The following is a 21,573-nucleotide window of genomic DNA, read 5'->3' on the forward strand; positions in this document are numbered from 1 at the left end:
TATGATTAGCTATAGTCTGGAAACAAGATTTGCTTGTGGATCGATGCGCTGATTTTTAGCATTTCTTAGTTCAACATGGGGATGATGGCTTCCAGGTGTTCGCTGACTTCCTTGTTTTAAAGTTAATCTGGTGACTCTATTTTGATCAACATATTTTAAAGGTCTGTTCGGGGTTTGAGTTGGCTGCCAGCCTTTTTGCGATTCAGCCCAAATGATAAAGTCACTGGCTTTTGGCTGATTACCTATAATCACAGCTTGCATGATGCGTTCCCATGCTTGCCTCCCGGCTAAACTTGCCATATCCAAATATTCATCTCAATATTATATCCCAAAAATTTTACCATTAGCGATCGCCTGTGAATGAACCTAGAAACCGGGTTTTTTTTCATCCCACAGATAACTGTTGATATTCACAGAAGAAACCCGGTTTATTTTTTGGGGCCAGAACGAGATTTTAGAAATAGTTCCACCGCCCAGAGAATTAAAGAAATAACCTGAACCAGTAGCCACACCCCTTGAACTACCACTTCCCATACCGCCCTTAACATCACCTGCAATTGCCACAAAAACATCTTAATTTTTTTCTTTTTCACCTCTTTTTTTAGGACAATTAATCCGGATTTAATTCTAGTTTTAATTTCAGATATCGCCCAAATTAATAGTTCTAAAAAGTTATAAACTTTGGATGATTAACCAAAAGGTTAAAACCAGCATTTATTTTCTCCTAATAATAGCCATTGGAGAACATTAACAAATGCAGAAAAATTTGCCTTCACGAAAAAATGAAAAAATTTTAACTTGATGCTTCAACGTGACTTTTGAACTTGACTAATGAAAGTGACTAAAAATTTTACGGTTGAATCTGACGCAAACTTTGTTGGGCGGGTTGATAATTAGGATTAATTTTCAAGGCTTGCTGAAATTCCGCGATGGCCTGAGATAATTGCCCTTGTTTTTGGTACAATAAACCCAAACCATAATGGGCTAAAGTATGAGAACTAGCCGGGATTCCCATCATATCTGGTAAATTTAGTGCCAGTTGATAGGCAGAAATTGCTTCTTCAACTCTGTCGAGTTTTCTGAGGACATCACCCACATTTGTATAAGGGGCTGCTAAGTTAGGATTTAGCTTAATTCCTTCCATATAAATAGCCCCAGCATCATTCAATTTTCCCTGTTGAGCCAGTGCTAAACCTAAGTTATTATAGGCGGCTACTAGGGTGCGATCGCGCTGAATGGCTTGAGTAAATGAGGCGATCGCCTGATCCAATTTCCCTTGATTCATTAACGCCAAACCTAAATTATTATAAACCCCTGGATCCGTGGGACGACTTTGACCAATTTGACGCCAAATCAATTCCGCTTGAGCGTAATTTTGGGCATTAGCAGCTTCCAAACCCATTTGCCACAGTTGATCGAGAGATTGAGCACCGACCACAGAAGGGGTCAAGGTGAGGGATAAAGTTAGCAAAAATCGGTAGAGTTGTCGCATGATGAAAATTTTAACTTAATTTTAACTTAATTTTAACTTAATTTTAACTTGTTCAGGAGTTACCTATTGATTCTATATTGGGGGATATTGGGGGCAGGGGATGTTTGGGGCAACCACGGACGGATGTTTGGGGCAACCGGGGATGTTTGGGGCAACCACCGCCTTTAGGAATTGCCCCTACTTTTCTACTGAATATAGAATAGATACTTTATTTTATAGCAAAATTTTGCCCACCCTACTACTTCCATGAATACTGACGATTACTGAAGACTACTGAAGAGTACGAAGGTTTCTTTGGGCTGATTGAAAGTTCGGATCGATTTCTAAAGCTTGCTCAAACTGTGCCCTCGCTGCCGATAATTTACCTTGCAATTTCAGGGTTTCTCCCAAATCATTGTAAGCTTGAGGTAAGTTGGGTCTGAGCAAAATTAGCTCTCGAAATGCCGCTTCTGCTTCCGCAAGATTGCCCTGTTTTCGCAGCAGCAAACCGAGATTTCCATAAGCACCGGCATTATTGGGATTGATTTGGATGGCTTGACGATAAGCTGCGATCGCCTCGGTAATTTTTCCCTGTTCATTGTAAGCAATTCCTAAATGATAATAGGCTAAACCTTCCTGGGGATCTAACTCAATTGCCCGTTGATAAGCGGCGATCGCCTCATTCAATTGCCCCTGATGTTTGAAAGTAATCCCCAACCCCACATAAGCTTGAGGTAAATCAGGATTCATCGCCAACATTTGCCGATAAGCGGCGATCGCTTCCGCAAAGTTCCCCTGGTGTCGTAAAGCATTGCCCAAATTATAATAAGCAGAGGTATGATTGGGGTCTAGTTTCAATCCTTCCTGGTAAGCCACAATTGCTTCTCTCATCCGATTGAGATTATAAAGGGCATTCCCCAAATTAAAATAAGCTGGGGCATTATTCGGTTCAAATTCTAAAGCTTTCTGGTAAGCAGCGATCGCCTCTTCAATTTTGGTTTGATTGTAAAGAGCATTGCCCAGATTATAGTAAGCAGCAGCATAATTGGGCAGGCGTTCAATGGCTTGGCGATAAGTTGCGATCGCCTGATCTAATTCACCATTTTTTCTCAGGGCATTGCCTAAATTATTATAGGCTTGAGCATAATTTGCATCTTGGGAAATCGCTTGACGATAATTGGCGATCGCCTCATCCAACTCACCCAAATTATGCAGTGCATTGGCCAAATTATAATAACCTGGGGCATAATTAGGGTCTAATTTAATCGTTTCTCGATAAGCCGCGATCGCCTCATCTAATTTATTTTGGGCATAAAGACTATTGCCCAAATTATAATAAGCGATCGCATTATCTTGATCCAGGAAAATTGCTTTACGCCACAAAGACTCTGCCTGCTCATAATTACCTGCTTCTTGAGCCAACTTACCCGCTTCAAGCAAACTTTCCAGGGATAAAACTTCCCTGTAATTTTCAACGGATTGAGCCGTCACTATTTGGGGGGTTGCCCCCAAAGATAGGGTTAATAACAGAATTAAACATCGACGAAACATAACAATATTTTTGATTTATGTGTGAGAGAGGAACATATAAACGTAATCGGTGAAAAAACAGCGCGATCTGCTGCCTAATCTTTAGCATCTAATCTTTAGCATCTAACCTTTACCATCTAATCTTTAGAATAATCTACACCTGCTCCCCGTCAGATCGGGAAATCCTCTCGTCAAGTGTAGGGAAGGATCGGGGAACGGGGAACGGGGGCCAGCCAATAGGGACGCAAATAAAGTCCCCCAACCCCCCCTTCGCCTTTGAAGGAGGGGTTGGGGGATCGAGATGTATAGCAGAGTAAACTGCTGTCTTAAAATAAATCAACTCCTTCAAACTTTTTCTGGGCTTGAGCATTAGCAGACTCCCCACAAGTGCGCGGAGTGGGGAACATTTTCCCTGGATTAGCCAAACCTTTGGGATTAAAAACTTCTCGCACCCATTGCATCGTTTCTAAATCCGTCTCCGTAAACATATTCGGCATATAGCATTTTTTATCAGCCCCAATGCCATGTTCACCAGACAGACTGCCGCCAACTTTGACGCAAATTTTCAGAATTTCGCCCCCCACTTCTTCCACTTCTGCCAAAGCACCCGGCACGGAATTATCGTAAAGAATTAACGGATGCAAGTTGCCATCACCGGCATGAAACACATTGGCAATTTTATAACCGGATTTTTCGCTGAGAGCTTCAATTTCTTTGAGGACATAAGACAGTTGCGTCCGAGGAATTACCCCATCTTGCACATAATAATCTGGACTGATATGCCCCGCCGCCGCAAAAGCCGCTTTCCTTCCTTTCCAAAGTTTTAAGCGTTGTTCCGGGTCGCTGGCAGTGGTGACATTACGCGCCCCATTTTTTTGACAAATTTCCGTAATCAGCTTTTTATTTGCATCTACTTCTACTTGCAAACCGTCCACTTCTACTAATAAAATACTGACCGCATCACGGGGATAACAGCCAGTGGCTACTACGTCTTCTACGGCATTAATGCTCAGGTTATCCATGATTTCCATACCACCAGGAATAATGCCCGCACTAATAATATCAGAAACCGTCGCCCCCGCCGCTTCCATACTGGTAAAATCCGCTAATAAAACACAGATTGATTCTTGGGTTTTTAGGATGCGTAAAGTGATTTCTGTGGCAATACCGAGGGTGCCTTCGGAACCGACAAATAAACCCGTTAGATCGTATCCGGGCATTTCGGGAATTTCGCCGCCCACATCGACAATTGAACCATCGGGGAGGACTAATTTTAACCCTAAAACATGATTGGTGGTGACGCCGTATTTTAAACAGTGAACTCCACCAGAATTTTCGGCAATGTTGCCGCCAATGGAGCAAATAATTTGACTGGACGGGTCGGGAGCAAAATAAAATCCGGCACCGCTGACTGCTTGTGTGACCCAGTTGTTAATTACTCCCGGTTGTACCACCACCCGCTGGTTTTCTAGGTCAACGGAAAGGATTTTCCGCATGAGGGCGGTGACAATAAGGACGCAGTTTTCTACGGGTAAGGCGCCTCCAGATAGTCCTGTTCCTGCCCCTCGCGCTACCCAGGGGATTTCGTAGCGATCGCAGATTTTCACTGCTGCGGCGACTTGTTCCGTAGTCCGGGGTAGGACTACCAGGGCTGGACGTTGCCGATAGCTGGTTAACCCATCACATTCATAAGTCAGCAATTCTTCTTTCCGCTGGATCACCCCATCTTTACCGATCGCCCGTTCAAATTCTTGGATGATGGGTTTCCAGTTCCTTGGTGTCATCGTGGCTGTGGTTGTTTCTGAAGTCAGCATGGTCAGGTATTTGAGAGGATATGATTTAATTTAATAGTACATCTAGTGTCCGCCGTCCGTCGTCCGTCGTCCGTCGTCCGTCGTCTGTTGTCCGTCGTCTGTTGTCCGTCGTTTGTCCAGCCTTAGCAACCGTGGATAAATAAAAATTAAATAATCGCCTTTAAATTACTCGCCACCTTTTCCAACTGCTCCATTTCTTTTTTCGCCTCACTCATACCCGCAGCACTTGCTTGGGCAGCGCGATTAATTTCTTGAATCGCGGCCAAGGCTTCTTGGACAATTGCCCCTTGCTGTCGGGCGATCGCGGTAATTTCTTCACTATTAAGAAACACTGCATTCATTGCCTCAACAATTTGCTCAAATTCATTGAGCATTTTCCTCGTTATCTTAAGTTTTTGCTGAAAAATTTGCCGACTATTATCGGTGAAACTCACCGTAGACTTAATATTTTGTTTAACTTGGGCAATCAATAAGTAAATTTTTTCTCCAGCTTTTTGACTTTGATTGCTTAACTGACGAATTTCTTTAGCTACCAAGGCAAATTCTTTCCCCTTTTCCCCGGCACGAGTGGCTTCCATTGAAGCATTTAAAGCCAGCATATTCGTATGATTTGCCAGTTCACTGACTAACTCAGATATGGTGGCAATTTGTTTCGTTTGCTCCCGTATATCGACAATTTCCGTGTAAAATTTTTCTATGTTATCGCTTAAAAAAACCAGATCAGCCAAAATTTTTTCTTCGGTTTTATGACTATGTTCAACTAAATTTTTTACTTCCTCCGCCCTATAATTTACTTGAATTACCTGCTCAATTGAATCTTGAGAAAAATGATTCAGCTTCCCCATGATTATTTTAGTTTGGTCAACCGCGATCGCCTGTTTTTGGGTTAGCAATTCTTGGCCTATAATCGTGCTGGCAATTTCCGTAGAATAATTGGCCAAAGTCTTCAGGTTATTTTTTAAGTTATTTTGCAGATAAAAAATTATCCCGACCAGGGCGGATGCAACCACTAAGTTAAGGGCAAATATAATTAAGATATTGACTTGATACCGGAAAAGTTTAGTGCTAGAATAATTTTCTACTGCCGTCACCCCGTCATTAGTAATCTCCCAATAATTCTCACTGTAATTTATCAAACTATCTTTGGCAGTGGGATTGGTGCGGAAATCAGCAATAAATCGTTTCAGGTTATGCCAAGATTTCGCGATCGCCTGGTATTGCTGCAAAACCTCTGGATCCTGAACCCGAGGCAACCCCAAACTGACATCCCCGTTAATCAGTCCAGCAGTCAGGCGATCGATTTCCGCAATTAACTCATCAGACCGTTGCCCAGCTAACTCTAACTTAACCAGTCGCTGCGTCCTACCTCTGACAATTCCCGCTGTATTCACCCCTCGGACAACATTTCTGATCTGATTAAGAAAATAATACACAGAACCCAAACTGATCGTCGAAGAAATAAACAAAGCTGCGGCAGCTAATCTTAACTGAGCAGTGGTTTTCATTGCCTGTCTCGCTTATGGATCAAAGAAAATTAATGGTTAAAATACTGGTTAAAATTACTTGTTAGACTTTGCTGAAGCATCCGCTTTTTCATCAGGGTTTGGTGTAATGGTTCGCTGTTCGCTGGTAATAGTCCGCTGATTTATAACCCAGCCCCCGTCAAGGTCGGTTTCTAGGGGCGTATTGCATACGCCCCTAAACAACCATTTTTCTTGATAGAACTTGCCACCAAGACCCGGATTGCTTCTGTATCATTCATATAGTCCCTCTCTGGTTGATGACGGACAATTCCCTATTGCCTTGTCCCTAATTCCCTCAATGTTTCCATCAAAGATTCAATTTTGTTCCTCAGTCAATTGAGAATCTTCTTCAATTGCCCCTGGAGTATCTCAATTGTGTGATTAACCAAAAACACTAATAAAATCCCCACTCTTGCCACCCCCCCCACCCTTCGCTACCCTGACTGTTCCCTAGTATTTTTGCTTTCTATGAGATGAAGTCATTCTCCTGACCTAAATGGATCAAAGGAAAAAATCACAAAATTTCCGTAAGTCCTAAGATCGACATATGATCGACAGATGGACAACGGGATCTAATTCCCAACACCAATAGAGGTACTGTTTGTACCTCTATTGGTGCTTATGTGGATATTATGTTTAGACTTTTGAGTGATTTAGGAATCCGCATTCTCTGTTTACCTGTAGGCCATCGTCGAGTATTGGCCAAGAATAGTCCAGAAAATCCTTAAAACGCAACAAACCATGACAACGGACTGAAAACACCTACAGGTATAACAGGCGATCGCAGCTTAAAAAACGGGAATCCCAGTTTAACAATTATTTAGCGCCACAACTAAATTATTTACTGTCTGAGGATGGCTCAACTTGTTTCAAGTGAATATGCTTACGTCCGACGGTAATTTCAAACTCATCTCCTGGGGTGAGATTCATCTGTTTGGTGTAAGCAGAGCCAATTAACAAGTTCCCATTGGACTGGACTGTAATCCGATAGCTGGCTTGACGGCCTCCCCGACGGCCTTCTCCAGTGCCGGTACTATCTAAAGTAATGCCCTCAGCATCAATTAGAGCATTCAGAAACGCCATCATATTCACCCGTTCCAGACCATTCTTGGTGACAGTGTAGTACCCGGCTGCTTTGGCTTTTTCCTCTTTGCTGGCTTTTTCTAACTCTTTAACTTTTTTGAGCAGTTCTTCTCCAGTAAGCGGGGTTGGTTGATTAGACATTTTTTGATTTCCTATTCGACAACTGAAAGTATTGTATCATTAATTCTGTAAAAATTTATCCAATTTATCCATCAATATTTTTTTGGAACAATTTAGCCCGGATGGAGTAAACCACCGAATCAGGCGAAACAACCCAGACGTGGAAAGCTAAAGAGAATCTGGGCAAAATCAGTCCAACGATCCAGTGATGGTTGGGCAATTCCCTGTCCGAGAGGTTCCAGTAGAGAAAAATAGCGATAGAAAGATATTTTCAGCGGCGGCATTTGAGGTGCGATCGCCTAGAAGGAGGCGTTACGCAGTTCCACATCATCCCCTGATTCAGTGGCAATGGTCAAGGGGCTGATTCAGTCGCAATCATCAAATCCCCGCAGAGAATTGTCCCATGCAAACCCAGGGGAGGAGGCTAATAAATCTCCGAGTAATGATGGTCAGCCCTAAAACTTTTGCCGATGCAGACTGATGGGATCCAACCAAGACGACGGGCAAAACTATCGTCACAAACTGCTGACATTAACCGATAAGATTTGAGGGGTTCGTCCTATAACGATCGCCCCTGGGCTGGATGATGATTGGGGAAAAATCAGACAGTTTCCTGGGTCAACCAAGATTTATGGTCTGGCGATCCATTTAATCACATCGGGTTAATCCGGTCGGCGCGATCGCATAACCCGGTTTATCATCGACAGTTGTTGCTAACTCAGTAAAAATACGGAAAAAACTTATCCAGGCTTCAACAACAAACGCCACATATATATCATATATATAGATTGGTAGATAGATTGATAGATTGATCTGGTTTTGACCATGACTCAGGGAGTGGACTTTTCATGGTGGGTTTAATCGGGGGGTGCGATCGCGCGTTGCTCAGGCGAGGGAATCGCGCGTTGCTCAGGCGAGGGAATCGCCCACTGGACTTTTACCTTGTTGCCGCACAATTCATCCCCTGACTCACGGGTCTTAGAAGATTTCACCACACAGAACTGCTGGAAAATCCTATTTGTTCGATCCATTTCACTTTTGGTTCAAACCTACCAAATGCCCCAACGTTCTTTCTCAGGAGTCAACCCCCACTGCTGCTTAAGAAAGAGGTGTCCCCTCCCTCCCCTAACTCCTCCCCTAACTCCTCTCCTAACTCCTCTCCTAACTGCTCTCCTAACTCCTCCCCTGCTAAGACCCGGAAAAATCAATCGATATAGGGAGGAGACATCACAAATTTATCCAGCGCCTTTACCCGGCTGGTTTGACCGTATTTAGTCTAATCAATTTGGGATTATTACTGATAGTATTTTTACGAATTAATTCGTGATTTTTATTGTTTTATTTAAATTTAATTGGTAAACATAACTTGTTTTTATCGGTAGATAAATATAATTATTATATCTATTTAATTTTTTAATAAAGTCTGGTAAATTAAGGTAAAAAAAAGAGAAAATACGTTCAATTAATATTGAATCAAAAAAAAGGATTAACCCAGCCAAATTGAGTTAGGGCGAATTCAGTAAAATTGACCAAATCCAGTGAAACCCCAAAAATGCCCTAAATCACAACATCCAATCATCATCGATCTTCCATAATTCCCCAGAATTAAAAGTCAGGGGGAGTGAGGGACGATCAAAATGCCAGTAAGGGGTTGATCCCGGAGGACACTATGTTAACAAATTCCAGCAAAATTTCTATTTATTCTGACTATGTATTGACTGATTTTGACCGCCAAAAAGATTATGACTCAATCAAAATTTTATTGTTTGAAGATATTCCCATAAATCGAAAATTAACCCGAAATCAACTTAAACAACTAGGATAAGTAGATGTAATAAATTCACCACAGACCCCATCAGAGGAAAGAGGAAAGAGGATGCATAGGAAAGAGGAAATATATTCTCTACTCTCTCTTCTCTATTCTCTTCTCTCTCCTTCCTACAGGCGGGAATCCAAGGATTTACGCCAGGGAGCGAAAAGTGCAATTAATTATGTTCACCTGCTTATGAAGTGGATGATGTGGAAAATGGACAAGCAGCCCTGGATCGGTTAGCTTTACAAGCTTATGATCTGGTATTGATGGATTGTCATATGCCGGTGTTGGACGGATATGAAGCGACTCGGTTGCTGCGGCAACGGGAAGGAGAAAATGCCCCTAGGGTGGTGGTGGGTTTTACGGCTTATGCGATGAAAGGCGATCGCGAAAAATGCCTGGATGCGGGAATGGATGATTATCTGACTAAACCTGTGACAACTCAAGAGCTTGGCTTTTGCAAAAATGGATTCCCCAACAATACCGGGAGAAAAATTAGCTTTGATTAATCCCCATCGTTGGGCAGAAATTAGCGGCGGGGATAAAGCTTTTGAAATCAAATTACTGGCAATTTATCTGGAACAAACTGAAGGATATTTGGCGGATTTAAAGAAAGGTTTGATAAATTATTATGCGGTATTGGTGGCTAAACTGGCGCATCAAATTAAAGGGGCTAGTGCGAATGTTGGCATCGAAGATATTGCAGAAATTGCCAGAAGTTTGCAAGCAAATGCTAAATCCCATCACATCAAAGTTGCCGATGGGTTAATCGGTGAGTTAAATCAGTTAAATAGTCTTTTACAGCAGTTAAAGAATTATGTGGCTGATTTAAAGTTACGGAATGGTTCATCGGCAGAATATAGGGAGCATTTAGGGAAAATTTCTCGGTGGCAAACAACCTAACCCCCAGGCGCTCGCTCGACAACGGCAACGGCTGATGATTTAATCCTTGACAAAGTTACAGACAGCATTACAGACAACATTATAGACAGCGATCGCCTACAACAAATTAGCTTTGGAGATCGACAGTTCCTAGAAAAATTGCTGGGGGCATTTATCAGCAATACAGAAATGTATCTGGAACAAGCGATCGCCGCCTTTGCCAGTAACGATATGGAAACCTTAGCCCTTCGTACACACCAAATCAAGGGCAGTTCATCTACGGTCGGGGTGCGTTTCATGCCAGAAATTGCTGCCAAGGTACAAAAGTATGCTCAACAAAATAAACCGCAAGAGATTCCGCAATTACTCCAGCAATTAAAGGAACTACTGGCACGGGTTAAACATTGGCAAAGGAATAACTTTTAAGAATCATAAGGATTCTTCGGTTTGGGGATGGGTGTAATCGAATTGGCTTGGATAGTTAATTGTCGGCGATCGCCAAATTTCTCGGTAATCATCACCCCTTTGACTTCTAACCAAGTATCTGGGGGATAAGCACTGCGATTTTCCTTCAGTTTCACCGGCAAACCGACGGGATAAACATCGGCGGCACAACAAGTAATAATAAATCGGGACAATAAAATATATCTTTCGGGCAGTTCCGGGGCATGAATCACAAACCCTTGAACATTCACCGGCTGACCCGTATAAGCATCGGGTTCGGGATAAACCGTCAGTGTCCTAACCCAGCCAATGAGCGATCGCTCTTCCGGCTTATTATTCCCATTAAAAGCTTGGGGTCTGAGTTTGGTAAGCGCCGTCAAATCACCACTGACAGTCTGACCCGCCAAAGGCACGAAATCCGTCACCTGTCGTTGCAGAGCTTTATCACTGGCAAAAACCGTCGGTTTGATCATAAAACCCACCAAAGCCGACACCAAAAACACCGCACCACTCCAACCCAAGGCTTTTGAACTGAGATGTGGCATCGGACTTGGGGTGTTTAAACTCTGAGTCTTCTGCTTACGGCGACCCATAAGTACAAATTGCCATGCTTTGAAGCCAGCAATAGCGATTAACCCCAGACCCCCACACACCGTCAGGCCAAAGTAATTGGGATGGATCAGCATCGCTAACTCCCCAGTCACCCAGAGTTTAATCAGTAACACTCCCCAAGCGAAAATAGCTACAACGTCTAACCAAGGTTGGACTTGTTTCCAGAGAGCAGAGTTTGATTCATTAAATATAGCCATGATGAAATTTGTTCTAGGGATTGTCTTACGGAGAGTTAGCTAATTTAGCTAATATTCAGGTTATAGGCCAGACAGACCACAAAGGTGAGTTGCGCGGCGATAATCATTAAATAAGCCACGGTTTTCGGCTGGAAAATCCACAACAGCAAACCAATCGCTTTGATATCAATCATCGGCCCAAAAACCAAAAAGGCCAGTAAGGAACCAGTGGTAAAAGTAGAGGCAAATGATAGAGCAAAAAACGCATCAACCGTTGAACAAATGGACACCACTGTGGCCAAAATCAACATGGCAATAATCGAACTGACGGGGCCTTGTCCCAAATTGATAATAATTTCACGGGGGACGAAAATCTGAACGATCGCCGCGATCGCGCTACCCAGAATCAACACCCCGCCCAGTTCCCGCAGTTCCAGCACCATATTATCCACCACCATCGGCAACTGCTGCACCCAACGGGGCCGACGAGACAATTTAGACCCGAAATTTTGACCGCTATCGTTCACCGCAGTCCAGCCACTCTGCAAAATATTCGTTTCTAACCTTTGAGGACCGCCGGTTTCCCCCAGCAAAAAACTGCCAGACTGTAACAGAGGAGAAATCGGCTCGTCCTGAGATTCCTGAGATGCGCCACTGTCCGATTTAGCCCCGAATAAATCCGCCGGACTCATCGACTTTGGCATCGCCCGAATCACCGCTGGTTGGAGAAATGGTCGTAAATCTTGCTGCACACTAAACAACCAGCCCAACAGAGTGGCAATAGCCAAAGAAAAGCCCAACCGCAACACCACCATTTCCGGCAACTCCCGAAACGCAGTCCAAGTAGACCAAACCACAATCGGATTTACCGTCGGCGCCGCAAACAAAAACCCAATCGCCACCGGGGGTGGGACGCCCTGAACCAACAATCGACGGGCCACGGGTACATTCCCACATTCACACACCGGAAAGATACAGCCAATCAAGCTGCCCACAAACGCACCGAGGATCGGGTTGCGCGGCAACTTCGCGATCAGCTTGCGCTCTTCCACAAACAACAAAAGCACACTGGAGAAGATTACCCCCAGCAGCAAGAAAGGAATTGCTTCGACTAAAAGACTCATCCACAGAGTAAAGGCGTAGTTTAATTGATTCATCCGTTTGCCGTAATTTACCAATCTCCCCCAACAGGGTTTGCTTAGATATTCTATCGCCTGTAATTGTTTTGTTAAATATAATCCTATGAATAACCCCCTGAGAATTGCTATCCTAGAGTCTGCTACATTCAGCAATTTAGGATCTGAAAAGCATGAGAATATTAGTCACGGGTGGGGCGGGGTTTATTGGTTCCCACTTGATCGACCGATTAATGGAGCAAGGACACGATGTTATTTGCCTAGATAACTTTTTTACCGGCAATAAGCGGAATATCCTCAAGTGGATGGATAATCCTTACTTTGAACTGATTCGCCATGATGTCACCGAACCGATTCGCCTGGAAGTAGATCAGATTTATCATCTCGCTTGTCCCGCTTCCCCAGTTCACTATCAATACAATCCCGTCAAAACGATTAAAACCAACGTAATCGGGACGATGCATATGCTGGGGTTAGCCAAGCGGATTAAGGCGCGATTTCTCCTAGCGTCTACCTCTGAGGTCTATGGCGACCCGGATGTGCATCCCCAGACCGAAGAGTATCGGGGCAATGTGAACTGTATTGGACCGAGATCATGTTACGACTCAAAAACCGAAATTTTAACAGAGGAAGGCTGGGTAGCTTTCCCGGATTTAAAACCGGGGGTTCGCGTAGCCACCCTAGATCCAAATAACCAAGTCGAATACCATATCCCGGACGAATATATCGAGCAGCCTTATATTGGCGAATTGCTACATTTTGCCAATGCCAAATTCGATTTTTGCGTCACCCCCAATCACTGGATGTACGTCCGTAGTAAAACCGGCGTTCTGAAGTTTGTCCGCGCTGATGAAGACAAACACTGGCATTCGTGGCGCGTGCTTACAGGTGGGGAGTTTGTCGGAGAAGAACCAGAATGGTTTGAGCTAGGTCAGCCTCCTCGAAATGCCAAAGTCAGCGTAGAACGCATTGCGATGGATGACTGGCTGGAATTCTTCGGTTACTACATTTCTGAAGGATGCGTCCATGTCCGCCAACGGGGGCGCGTCGTCAATGGATCCGACTACGATGTGGCTGACTACAACATCTTGATTGCTCAAGAAAACCCAGAAGGACGGGCAAAAATAGCGGCTTGTCTCAGTCGTCTGGGCTTCAAATTTTTCCAATCCGACGACGACCAGTTTAGAATTTGCAGCAAGCAACTGGCGGAAATTCTCTTGCCATTTGGCAAGTCAGGAGACAAATACATTCCGCGAGAACTGCTTCAGCTATCACCGCGACAGTCCTGGATTTTGCTAAAAGCGCTGATTCTCGGAGATGGCTCCCAAAGAGGCAATTGTTACACTTATTACACCAAGTCAAAGCAGCTTGCTGACGATGTGCAAGAGTTAGCGTTGCGTTGCGGATATGCGGCATCAGTAGTTTCCCACGCCGCAGGACGGGATATTTATCACGTTAATATTCGACCGGCTGTTGACGCTCACCTGGTTTCCCCCGACCGCGTTCGCTATGTGGGCAAAGTGTATTGCGTGAATGTCCGTAATCATGTGATCTGCGTGCGTCGCAACGGACGGGCTGCTTGGTGCGGTAACTGTTATGACGAAGGGAAGCGAGTCGCAGAAACCCTGGCTTTTGACTATCATCATCAAAATAATGTGGATATTCGGGTAGCGCGAATCTTCAACACTTATGGCCCTCGAATGTTGGAAAATGACGGACGAGTGGTGAGTAATTTCGTGGTGCAAGCTTTGCAGGGAATTCCTCTGACGGTGTATGGGGATGGTTCCCAAACCCGCAGTTTCTGCTATGTGTCGGATTTAGTCGAAGGACTGATTCGGTTGATGAATGGGGATTATATTGGGCCGGTGAATCTGGGAAATCCGGGCGAATATACTATTTTAGAGTTGGCCGAGAAGATTCAAAAGATGATTAATCCCGATGCCCAAATTGAGTTTAAGCCCCTGCCCCAAGACGATCCTCGTCAGCGCCAACCGGATATTACTAAGGCCAAGCATTACCTAGGGTGGCAGCCGACGGTGCCTTTGGATCAAGGGTTAGAGTTGATGATTCAAGATTTCCGCGATCGCCTTTCCTCGACTTAATTTAACAATTGCTTTTTACGGCATCCTGAGTCATATAATAGCGACCAGTAAAGATGGTTTCTGGCAAAAAGTCACGATCCCTTCGCGAAGCGTCCCGGAAGGAATCGCTCATCTTCGGGAACTGTCCGGGAAACACCCTTGAAAATCAATAATTCGAGGGCTTGAGAATCACAGAAATACAGGTGCATCGTTTTTTTCCACTTCATCAATCGTCAATAATCGGAAATCAGGCTTCTTTTCGCTTAAGAACCGCTCACTGATAATAAATGAGGAGTTACCCATATATGCGCGTTTGCGTCATTGGTACAGGATATGTTGGTTTAGTCACAGGTGTTTGCTTGGCTCATACAGGGCATCATGTGATCTGTGTGGATAACAACGAAGAAAAAGTCAAGATGATGAAATCTGGACTGTCCCCGATTTATGAACCGGGACTTTCAGAACTGATGCAGTCATCTACCAGTGCGGGAAGGCTGGAATTTACCAGTGATTTAGCCGCTGGGGTAAATCACGGAGAAATTTTATTTATTGCCGTGGGAACTCCACCCTTACCCACGGGAGAAAGCGATACTCGCTATGTGGAAGCGGTAGCCCGTGGGATTGGTAGTCACCTGCAAAAAGGCTACAAGGTGATTGTGAATAAATCCACGGTGCCGATTGGTTCTGGGGACTGGGTGCGGATGATTGTCCTCGATGGACTGGCCGAACGCGAAAAATCTGGCGCTAACGGGGATGAAATCGCCGCTAAATTGGGAATTGAATTTGATGTGGTGAGCAACCCCGAATTTTTGCGCGAAGGTTCAGCGATTTACGATACGTTTAATCCGGATCGAATTGTCCTCGGTGGCAATAGCCAGCGGGCGCTGAATCTGATGGAAGAACTTTATCAACCCCTAATTCAGCGGGAGTTTGGCGAAGATCCTTCGTTGCCTCCAGTGCCGGTGGTGAAAACAGACCTGAGTTCGGCGGAGATGATTAAATACGCGGCGAATTCCTTCCTGGCTACGAAGATTAGCTTTATTAATGAGATTGCCAATATTTGCGATCGCGTAGGCGCCGATGTGGTACAAGTCTCCAAAGGCATTGGCTTAGATTCTCGGATTGGCCCGAAATTCTTACAAGCGGGCATTGGTTGGGGTGGTTCCTGCTTCCCCAAAGATGTCTCGGCGATGATTCACACTGCTGACGACTATGGCTATGATGCCAAGCTACTCAAGTCCGCTGTGGAAGTCAACAAACACCAGCGAGTGATTGCGATCGAAAAACTTCAGCATGAACTGAAAATCCTCAAAGGCAAAACTGTTGGTTTGTTAGGCTTGACCTTTAAACCCGATACCGATGATATGCGCGATGCCCCCGCGTTGAATATTATTGAACAACTCAACCGCTTAGGGGCAAAAGTCAAAGCTTATGACCCAATTGTCTCTCAAAGTGGGATTGGTCAAGGACTTTCTGGGGTACTTGTGGAAACCAACGCCGAACAACTGGCTTTTGGCTGTGATGCCCTAGTTTTAATTACTGACTGGAACCAGTTCCGGCATTTAGACTATGGGTCGATGGCTAAATCGATGAATAATCCGGTGATGATTGATGGCCGGAACTTCCTCGATCGCAAGGCCATTGAAGCCGCCGGTTTCCGTTATGTCGGTATTGGTCGATCATAACTTTTCTATCCTAGTTGTGCGTATAGTTGTGAGTACATTTCATCCTAACCTAGAAATATCCAACTAAGAAAAAATGCGGTTAATTCATGTAATTTAATATGCATAAATTAACCGCATTTTTATGCTACAATGTTTTCAGAATGATTTGTATGTTCAAAAAGCCATAGGACTTACGGCATAGGAATTACGACATATCGAACAATTAATTTATAGGGGTTATTTATCAATTATTTGTTAAGTTTATTTTAAAAAAATAAATATGTTTGAGTTAATAAAAAAAATCCATTCAATTATTTAAATTGAATTTAATTAAACAGGCAAAAATTAACGGGTAAATATTGACTTAACTTTACCTGGAAACATAAGCAAAATCACCAATCATGTCAAAAATTAAAAATTAAAAATTAACAATTAACAATTAATAATTAACACTCGATTTTAGAACCAACGAACTTGTCAAAGCCTATAGGATCGGGCGATCGCTCTCGCGGCGCGGATGCGCTTTCGCCCCAGAAAAGAATCCGGTGGCAGACGCAATCAGGCAAAACTAGGTTACACTGGCTTCAGGAAAATTTTGATCACCTGTCAGGCAGACACTATCTCCACGGCAAGCAATGGATTACTGGGAATTTCTCATACAAAAAGAGGGCGATCGCTCCTGGCTACCTCTAGAAACCGCTGATGTGGAAATTTTAGAAGGTAGATATCGGCTGGTTGCGCGATCGAGTCGGCACAACGTGCCCGTAGAAATTAGGATTACCCATCAAACTCCCCCGGAAGAATTCCCGCCAAAACGTCGAGTCCAAAAACGAACCAATCGCACCAGTCCCGAAGGATTAATGGTGGTCATTCCATTTATGCGCTTCAAACCGGGCATTTGGGAACTGCGCTGTGTCGGTGACGTAAACCCCGATGGCCAGGAAGAAACCTGGCAAGAATCCGTGCGTTTACAGGTCTTACCCATTGATGAAGATGCAGAACTGGACGTTCGCGGAGCGGTGCGGAAGCACTTAGATTTAGAACCAACACAGCCCCCCACCTTCTTATCTGAACCGGCTCCCACCCAGGGGACAAATCAAACTATCCATCAGCCAGAAACAGCCCCAAGCAGCAACGGTGAAGACTCATCCTTTGATTCCACTGCCGATCCAGAACCCAGCCCATCATCTGGGAAACCTCCCGCGCCCCAAGTTCAAAATTTTTTGGCAGCCCCAGGAGTCAAATTGACCCTAGCGCGTCAGTCCTATATCGTCAATTGCGGCGAACGGTTTACCCTCTCTGGTCGAATTGAGGCCGATACCACCGAGCAAGGCGAGTTTGTGGTTACAGGTCAACTGCACATTGGTTTACGCAATCCGGAAACCGGCAAATGGTTAGCCGAAGTACAGCAACCCTTATTTGCCCAAAAGCTACCAGTACCCTTTTCCTGTGACGTGGATATTCCCTTAAAGTGCAACACCAGTTTACTTTTAGGAGAAGTCAACCTCTATGCACCCGCAGAATCAAATCAACAGGATGCCCCTGTGTCCTTAGCCAGTGCATCGTTTTCCATTACAGCCGATGTCAATCAGTTGATGGAAGAAATTTCTGATAATTTAATCGAGGAAGAACTCTTAGACTTATCCAGAGAATCGACCATTAAACATAATTTAACGAGGATTGATGAAGCTTTTTTAAATATCGTAGAAACCCTGAAAAATCCTGAACCCATATCATTTCAACGGGTGAAAAAACCGGCAATTCCCCCCAAAATAGACCTACCATTGCCGCCGGATCAACCTTCACCATTTAAATCGATTGAATTTCCGGTGTTTGCTCGTCAACCACAGTTTCCGGTGAAAAATCAGAATCCTCCAGAGGATCCGGCTCAGTCTCCTGACCCAGAACCGGAGCCGGAATTGCCCGCAGAGAAAACTGCCGAGGCGACCAATGTGATTGACTTTACGAAAAAAATTCAGCAAAAAGCCAAACAAAAAGATCAATCTCTTGAGTCTTTTTCGTCAGATAGTCTGACAATTTCCCCGGAACCTTCTACCCCAGAACCTCGCAAACCTTCTTTGTTAGAAACAGCTTTTCAAAAGCTAAATTTACAACAAAGATTTTTCTCTCGCCTCAATGCTTTGGCGAGTGATGATGAGTTATCTGAATGGTTAAAGAGTCATTTTTCTGAGCTAGAAAGTCCCCAAGCTGAGGAACATCCGGTGGCCGATCGAATGGGGGTGGAAAATCCGCCAGAAGAGGAGATCGACTCTGAAGTTGAAGAGGAGGAGATCGACTCTGAAGATCAAGAGATTGTGGTGGATGATGAACTGGAAACGGAAGTCACTAGCCAAACTCAGCTTTCCGTGGGCGACAAGAAAGCCAATCTGTCGAGTGTGGGATTACTTTTGCCCGAAGATGAACCCGTACCCAACCCACACCTGGAGTTGCCACCAGGGGAATTAATCGCCGGTCGTCCGGTAAAGTTGCTGGTGCTATTGCCAGAACTGGAACCCCGCATTTATGTGAAATTATGGCTGCATGACCGGCAAACTCGCACTCTGCTGGATGGCCCGCACTGGATTACGGATTTTTGGGCTACGGGAATGGGGGATATGGAGGCAACGATGCAGTTGCTGATTCCTTATGGGACAGTAGAAATTGAGCTTACGGCGATCGCGGTGGAAATGCAGACGGAACGAGAAAGCCATAAAGTCACATTATCTTGTCCCGTGGCCCCGCCAACTCCTCCGTCTTTACCATTGGATAATCCTCAGAATTAACCGTTCGCGGAGCGCTATCGCGGCGCGGATGCGCTTAGGATTACGGCAATTCCAAACAATATGGCGAGATTGCTACGCAACGCGCTCGCGATCGCTCCACATGGGCGATCGCTCTAAACAAATTTGCTCCCGGTAGATTTTAAAATATTGCTTTAGATCGCCCCATGCAACTGCAAAGTTTGGTGCAATTCCACTAACCGACGCCATTGGTCTTGTCTGAGCACTTCCCAATTATTGCCAAAACCGGATGCCTCGAGAACTCCGGTTTCGGGGTTAACAAAACTCATCACACGAGCTTCTAACACGGCATTAATTCCTTGATTACCCCTGGCGCGAGCCTTTTTTAAATTCTCCACATAGCTCATCCCCGCTGCCGGTGCTTGGTTCAACAAATCCGCACCCGCAACCAACTCCAGGGCGGAAAGCTTAACATTCTGCTCTTGAGCTTGACCCAGGATCGTTTCCACCTGCCTCTGCAATCGTCTAAGCTGACGCCAATCAGCCTGTCTCGGTGTAGGTGCTCCATGTTGGTAACTGAAAGTCCCCAAATTATTTGCGCCATTCCCCGGATCTGTATGACCCCAATAGCTTGAATTTAACTGACCGCTGGCCGTGACTGTTCCTTCGGCTGTCCCAATCGCCAGCACCCCAGGAGCATCAGGAGTCGCAAATAACTCAAACAGCACATTATTTTCCGACCAATCTGTCGGAATAATTTCATGGGAATTTGTTTCTGAAGTGGCTTGTGGCTGCGGCATCGGAGGCAGTTCCCGATATGGAACCACAACAGGTGTGGTTTGTGGCTGCGGCATCGGAGGCAGTTCCCGATAGGGAACCACAACCGGGCTGCTTGCTGGTTTCTGGCTATCCAGAGAATTAGTTTCTGGTTGAGAATCTGAAACTGTATGGGGTTTTTCCACCGACCCAGATGGATTTGGGGACTCAGACTGCGGAGATTTTAGCGGGGTAGATTTTGGGGCATCTTTTTCTGGTAGAGGGTTTTTACCCGGTGTTAATTCCGGGAGTTCTGGTTTGGATCTATCGGCAACCGGGGTTGTTGCTGATGGAACTGCGGATAACTTTTGTCCGGGGTTCGTTGAACTCGTGGCACTGTTTTTTCCCGCCGATATCTCTGCCGAGGATAATTCTTGTTTTTGCTCAACTTTTGGCTCGACAGAATTATTTTTTTCCGCCGCAATTTTCACTGATGGTTGAATAATTGCCGATTCGGTTTGAGATTTATCCGAACCACGAGCAGTGGTCAAACTACTGAATACTTTAGTTTTTTCAACATTAGGCTGGCTGGCAGTCTGCCCATGTCCATCGGCTGATAAAGTTGTCAACCCTTGAGCCGTAGCCACAAGGGTGACGATCGCGATCGCTGGAATTAGACCAAATTTAAGTATATGACTTTGACTCATTCGACTCAATTTAAATCTCCATTTCTTTTTTCTATATAAAAGCAATTAGCTATTACTTAAGATTTAGAAAAATACATTCCGAATCCTCTCATTATGACTACGGAGAAAAACCATAAGGTTTCCTCAACCGCCAATCCGGTATAGATAGTTAGGGCGAATTATTTTTTAATTGTTGATGGTTTTTCTGCTCCTGATGTTTCTGTTCCTGATTTTTTGGCGCCGGATGGTTCTGAGGCTGGTGTTTCGGCATCAGTCACCGGATTGATAAATTTTTGTGCCGAGGATTCTTGGGGTGATGGATTCGAGATCGCACTCAAAGCACTGACTGCGGCAATCAACAGGGCAATATAACTCAGGTATAAATGAAAACGGGTGAAGTAAAATCCCTGAAATGTCCAGAAATGGTTCCGTTGTGACACAGGGGCGATCGCCTCATCTGGAGGTAAAGAATCCGCCAGTTTAGCCCCATCGAAGCCCAGGTAATCGCCAATCCGCCGTACAAACCCTTGGACGTAGATTTTCTCCGGCAATCGCTTGAAGTCCCCTTTTTCCAAAGCTTGGATTGTATGCAATGGCACGAGGGTTTGGGCATGAAGCTGATAGACAGAAATTCCCTGGGCTGTGCGGATTTCCGCGAATTCTCGACCAATTTCACGGAGGCGATCTTCCCAGGTCATTGGTCCCCTGTGCCGAGGAATTTCCGTTTGACGATCATTGGTAGAATATACTTCAGTTTCCTCGGAGATGCTAGTTTGATTGACCGATGAGTCAACAAACGTTGTATCTGATAAGGAATTGGGTAATAAACTGAATCGGATATTTGCTTCTGACATAACTGGTCTATATATATTTTTAGATGACAGCGTTGCATGAAGTTATGTTAACTGTCAAGGGTGTAATCACTGATAACAAACAGCCAACTTTTTTCAGCAAACCTTGACAGACATCAACAGATTTGCACAGATTTGCGTGGCTGGACTTAAGGTTCTTCAGGATCGCAAATCGTCAGAGATTGGAACG

At 44.7% G+C, this 21,573-nt stretch carries 17 protein-coding genes and 3 pseudogenes; 9 read left to right on the forward strand and 11 right to left on the reverse strand.

The genetic code is table 11. The features are described 5' to 3' along the window. Positions 1-9 precede the first annotated feature (9 nt). The 7 genes from ABWT76_RS28780 to ABWT76_RS28810 all read right to left on the reverse strand — a co-directional run bounded on the left by ABWT76_RS28780 (position 10) and on the right by ABWT76_RS28810 (position 7,562). Entirely contained in the window at positions 10-300 is a 291-nt protein-coding gene (locus tag ABWT76_RS28780; RefSeq protein ID WP_354635344.1) for a hypothetical protein, read from the reverse strand. Positions 301-366: 66 nt separating this feature from the next. Further along, positions 367-564 (reverse strand): hypothetical protein, encoded by a 198-nt coding sequence (locus ABWT76_RS28785; RefSeq protein ID WP_156331743.1) that lies wholly within the window; start codon positions 562-564, stop codon positions 367-369. A 286-nt stretch (positions 565-850) separates the two neighbouring features. Beyond that, the gene (locus tag ABWT76_RS28790; RefSeq protein ID WP_054466582.1) at positions 851-1,492 is read right to left on the reverse strand and encodes a tetratricopeptide repeat protein; all 642 of its coding nucleotides are present in this window, start codon (positions 1,490-1,492) and stop codon (positions 851-853) included. 270 nt (positions 1,493-1,762) lie between these two features. After that, positions 1,763-3,022, reverse strand: a complete 1,260-nt coding sequence (locus ABWT76_RS28795; protein ID WP_354635345.1) for a tetratricopeptide repeat protein — start codon at positions 3,020-3,022, stop codon at positions 1,763-1,765. 305 nt (positions 3,023-3,327) lie between these two features. After that, a complete protein-coding gene (gene glcD, locus ABWT76_RS28800) occupies positions 3,328-4,815 on the reverse strand; it encodes a glycolate oxidase subunit GlcD (RefSeq protein ID WP_054466580.1) in 1,488 nt (495 codons plus the stop codon). Positions 4,816-4,961: 146 nt separating this feature from the next. Further along, positions 4,962-6,320 carry a methyl-accepting chemotaxis protein gene (locus tag ABWT76_RS28805; protein ID WP_354635346.1) on the reverse strand — a complete coding sequence of 453 codons (1,359 nt, stop codon included), beginning with the start codon at positions 6,318-6,320 and terminating at the stop codon, positions 4,962-4,964. Between the two features lie 855 nt (positions 6,321-7,175). Continuing rightward, positions 7,176-7,562 (reverse strand): AbrB family transcriptional regulator, encoded by a 387-nt coding sequence (locus ABWT76_RS28810; RefSeq protein WP_054466578.1) that lies wholly within the window; start codon positions 7,560-7,562, stop codon positions 7,176-7,178. A gap of 1,648 nt (positions 7,563-9,210) precedes the next feature. On the opposite strand from ABWT76_RS28810, the gene ABWT76_RS28815 reads away from it, so the two are divergent. The 4 genes from ABWT76_RS28815 to ABWT76_RS28830 all read left to right on the forward strand — a co-directional run bounded on the left by ABWT76_RS28815 (position 9,211) and on the right by ABWT76_RS28830 (position 10,662). Continuing rightward, positions 9,211-9,366: a hypothetical protein gene (locus tag ABWT76_RS28815; protein WP_156331742.1), complete on the forward strand. Its 156-nt coding sequence runs from the start codon at positions 9,211-9,213 to the stop codon at positions 9,364-9,366. A 185-nt stretch (positions 9,367-9,551) separates the two neighbouring features. Then, entirely contained in the window at positions 9,552-9,863 is a 312-nt protein-coding gene (locus ABWT76_RS28820) for a response regulator (RefSeq protein ID WP_054466577.1), read from the forward strand. Then, the gene (locus tag ABWT76_RS28825) at positions 9,820-10,257 is read left to right on the forward strand and encodes an Hpt domain-containing protein (RefSeq protein WP_082348872.1); all 438 of its coding nucleotides are present in this window, start codon (positions 9,820-9,822) and stop codon (positions 10,255-10,257) included. Before ABWT76_RS28820 ends, ABWT76_RS28825 begins: the two co-directional genes overlap by 44 nt. Positions 10,258-10,395: 138 nt before the next feature. After that, positions 10,396-10,662 (forward strand): Hpt domain-containing protein, encoded by a 267-nt coding sequence (locus ABWT76_RS28830; protein WP_255353194.1) that lies wholly within the window; start codon positions 10,396-10,398, stop codon positions 10,660-10,662. On the opposite strand, the gene ABWT76_RS28835 is transcribed toward ABWT76_RS28830, so the two are convergent. Together ABWT76_RS28835 and ABWT76_RS28840 are read right to left on the reverse strand one after the other, a co-directional pair. Then, positions 10,659-11,489, reverse strand: a complete 831-nt coding sequence (locus tag ABWT76_RS28835) for a TIGR03943 family putative permease subunit (protein ID WP_054466574.1) — start codon at positions 11,487-11,489, stop codon at positions 10,659-10,661. The genes ABWT76_RS28830 and ABWT76_RS28835 overlap by 4 nt on opposite strands. A gap of 44 nt (positions 11,490-11,533) precedes the next feature. Further along, entirely contained in the window at positions 11,534-12,625 is a 1,092-nt protein-coding gene (locus ABWT76_RS28840) for a permease (protein ID WP_054466573.1), read from the reverse strand. Positions 12,626-12,777: 152 nt separating this feature from the next. Here ABWT76_RS28840 and ABWT76_RS28845 point away from each other — a divergent pair. From ABWT76_RS28845 to ABWT76_RS28865, 5 genes and pseudogenes are all read left to right on the forward strand, one after another. Beyond that, positions 12,778-13,209 (forward strand): annotated as a pseudogene (locus ABWT76_RS28845) (GDP-mannose 4,6-dehydratase); the annotation flags it as partial. 369 nt (positions 13,210-13,578) lie between these two features. Then, positions 13,579-14,061: pseudogene (locus ABWT76_RS28850) on the forward strand (LAGLIDADG family homing endonuclease); the annotation flags it as partial. A gap of 30 nt (positions 14,062-14,091) precedes the next feature. Then, positions 14,092-14,706, forward strand: a pseudogene (locus ABWT76_RS28855) (GDP-mannose 4,6-dehydratase); the annotation flags it as partial. Positions 14,707-14,990: 284 nt separating this feature from the next. Continuing rightward, on the forward strand, positions 14,991-16,370 hold the full coding sequence (locus ABWT76_RS28860) for a UDP-glucose/GDP-mannose dehydrogenase family protein (protein ID WP_054466571.1): 1,380 nt from the start codon (positions 14,991-14,993) through the stop codon (positions 16,368-16,370). Between the two features lie 614 nt (positions 16,371-16,984). Further along, positions 16,985-19,132 (forward strand): hypothetical protein, encoded by a 2,148-nt coding sequence (locus ABWT76_RS28865; RefSeq protein ID WP_054466570.1) that lies wholly within the window; start codon positions 16,985-16,987, stop codon positions 19,130-19,132. 152 nt (positions 19,133-19,284) lie between these two features. Here ABWT76_RS28865 and ABWT76_RS28870 read toward each other — a convergent pair whose 3' ends face one another. Beyond that, a complete protein-coding gene (locus ABWT76_RS28870; RefSeq protein ID WP_190876850.1) occupies positions 19,285-20,553 on the reverse strand; it encodes a hypothetical protein in 1,269 nt (422 codons plus the stop codon). A gap of 158 nt (positions 20,554-20,711) precedes the next feature. Further along, on the reverse strand, positions 20,712-21,386 hold the full coding sequence (locus ABWT76_RS28875) for a helix-turn-helix transcriptional regulator (protein WP_054466568.1): 675 nt from the start codon (positions 21,384-21,386) through the stop codon (positions 20,712-20,714). Positions 21,387-21,573 lie beyond the last annotated feature (187 nt).

This window comes from Planktothricoides raciborskii GIHE-MW2 (assembly GCF_040564635.1).
Taxonomy (GTDB): Bacteria; Cyanobacteriota; Cyanobacteriia; order Cyanobacteriales; family Laspinemataceae; genus Planktothricoides; species Planktothricoides raciborskii.

Coding starts and splice junctions, on each gene's coding strand:
- ABWT76_RS28780 (WP_354635344.1), bottom strand. CDS start 300: ATGGCAAGTTTAGCCGGGAGGCAAGCATGGGAACGCATCATGCAAGCT.
- ABWT76_RS28815 (WP_156331742.1), top strand. CDS start 9,211: ATGTTAACAAATTCCAGCAAAATTTCTATTTATTCTGACTATGTATTG.
- ABWT76_RS28875 (WP_054466568.1), bottom strand. CDS start 21,386: ATGTCAGAAGCAAATATCCGATTCAGTTTATTACCCAATTCCTTATCA.
- ABWT76_RS28825 (WP_082348872.1), top strand. CDS start 9,820: ATGGATTCCCCAACAATACCGGGAGAAAAATTAGCTTTGATTAATCCC.
- ABWT76_RS28865 (WP_054466570.1), top strand. CDS start 16,985: ATGGATTACTGGGAATTTCTCATACAAAAAGAGGGCGATCGCTCCTGG.
- ABWT76_RS28805 (WP_354635346.1), bottom strand. CDS start 6,320: ATGAAAACCACTGCTCAGTTAAGATTAGCTGCCGCAGCTTTGTTTATT.
- ABWT76_RS28835 (WP_054466574.1), bottom strand. CDS start 11,489: ATGGCTATATTTAATGAATCAAACTCTGCTCTCTGGAAACAAGTCCAA.
- ABWT76_RS28810 (WP_054466578.1), bottom strand. CDS start 7,562: ATGTCTAATCAACCAACCCCGCTTACTGGAGAAGAACTGCTCAAAAAA.
- ABWT76_RS28860 (WP_054466571.1), top strand. CDS start 14,991: ATGCGCGTTTGCGTCATTGGTACAGGATATGTTGGTTTAGTCACAGGT.
- ABWT76_RS28870 (WP_190876850.1), bottom strand. CDS start 20,553: ATGAGTCAAAGTCATATACTTAAATTTGGTCTAATTCCAGCGATCGCG.
- glcD (WP_054466580.1), bottom strand. CDS start 4,815: ATGCTGACTTCAGAAACAACCACAGCCACGATGACACCAAGGAACTGG.
- ABWT76_RS28790 (WP_054466582.1), bottom strand. CDS start 1,492: ATGCGACAACTCTACCGATTTTTGCTAACTTTATCCCTCACCTTGACC.
- ABWT76_RS28795 (WP_354635345.1), bottom strand. CDS start 3,022: ATGTTTCGTCGATGTTTAATTCTGTTATTAACCCTATCTTTGGGGGCA.
- ABWT76_RS28840 (WP_054466573.1), bottom strand. CDS start 12,625: ATGAATCAATTAAACTACGCCTTTACTCTGTGGATGAGTCTTTTAGTC.